At 37.7% G+C, this 1,469-nt stretch carries 1 protein-coding gene; it reads left to right on the forward strand.

Annotation, left to right across the window (positions count from 1 at the left end):
- Positions 1 to 100: 100 nt before the first annotated feature.
- Positions 101 to 1,429 carry an IS3 family transposase gene (locus NIE32_RS14115; RefSeq protein WP_253077507.1) on the forward strand — a complete coding sequence of 443 codons (1,329 nt, stop codon included), beginning with the start codon at positions 101 to 103 and terminating at the stop codon, positions 1,427 to 1,429.
- Positions 1,430 to 1,469 lie beyond the last annotated feature (40 nt).

Consider the following 1,469-nt stretch of genomic DNA (forward strand, 5'->3'; position numbering starts at 1 on the left):
TAAAATGGTACCTGTAGTTAGGACACTTGAAAAAGAGTGTTTTATCTACAGGTATTTTTTTATATACTTGAATTTCAATGCTGTGAGGAAAGAGGATATCATGAGTAAAATTATATTTTCAACCAAAGAGATAAAAATGCTTCAAAACAATCCGAATGTCCAAAGTGTTAGCGAACGAGCGATTACCTATACGGACGCCTTTAAAAATAGATTCATTGATGAGTATCTGGCGGGTAAACTTCCGAAACAAATTTTTATTGAGAACGGTTTCGATATGAGTATTATCGGAATGAAGAGAATTGAACAAGCCGCTTATCGATGGAAGAAAGCATATGATAAAAACGGTTTAATTGGGCTTACAGATTCACGGAAAACGGCTTCTGGCAGACCTCTCAAACGAGAACTGACACCATCTGAAGTCATTAAAAGACAGCAGGCAAGAATTAAGCTGCTCGAAGGGCAGGTGGAACTATTAAAAAAATTAGAAGTGACAGAAAGAAGGCTGGTCATCGCAAGCAAGGGTTTAAGCACAAGTAAAGTATATCAACTGATTGATGAAACCATTGAGAAGAATCAATTCATACGAATGACCAAGTATTTTTGTGATCTTCTCGAAGTGTCCCGTTCTGGATACTATAGCTACCTAAGGTCTTCCACCCTCCGCAAAGCAAGAGAACGATCAGACTTAGATGCGAAAGAAGTCATAGTGAAGGCATTTAATCGTCGTGGATATAAGAAGGGCTCACGTTCCATAAAAATGATCATGGAAAATGAATTCAACTTGATCTTTAGTCGTAAAAAGATACAGAGAATCATGAGAAAGTACGGAATCGTTTGCCCTCATCGAAAAGCCAATCCTTATAAAAAGATGGCTAAAGCCACCAAAGAACATCGAGTTGTTCCAAACAAATTGAACAGAGCGTTTAAGCAAGGAGTCCCTGGAAAAGTATTATTAACAGACATTACTTATTTGCCGTACAACGGAAATTGTATGGCTTATCTGTCGGCTGTAAAAGATGCCTCTACGAATGAGCTTCTCGCCTATCATGTTTCTGATCGCATTACTCTGGACATCGTAACCCAGACCATTAAGAAATTAGTCAAAAACAAGAAGATTATACTACATCCAGAGGCGCTTATTCACTCGGATCAAGGCAGCCATTATACCAGCCCTAAATACCAAGAATTATTAAAAAGTTATGGTCTTGACCAGTCCATGTCTCGACGAGGAAACTGTTGGGATAATGCCCCACAAGAGTCTTTCTTTGGTCATTTAAAAGATGAAGTCGATTATCAATCCTGTGAAACATTCGAAGAACTTAAAGCGAAAATCACTCACTATATGGTTTACTATAATAATTATCGCTATCAGTGGAATCTAAAAAAGATGACCCCTATTCAATATAGGAATCATCTTCTCTCGGCTTAATCTCTTTTTTTAATGTGTCCTTGACATGGGTACCAGATTA

Origin of the sequence: Sporolactobacillus kofuensis (genome assembly GCF_024125425.1) — a bacterium.
Taxonomy (GTDB): Bacteria; Bacillota; Bacilli; order Bacillales; family Sporolactobacillaceae; genus Sporolactobacillus; species Sporolactobacillus kofuensis.

Bases quoted from the DNA above. Each gene is read 5' to 3' on its own strand.
- NIE32_RS14115 (WP_253077507.1), top strand. From the start codon at position 101: ATGAGTAAAATTATATTTTCAACCAAAGAGATAAAAATGCTTCAAAAC.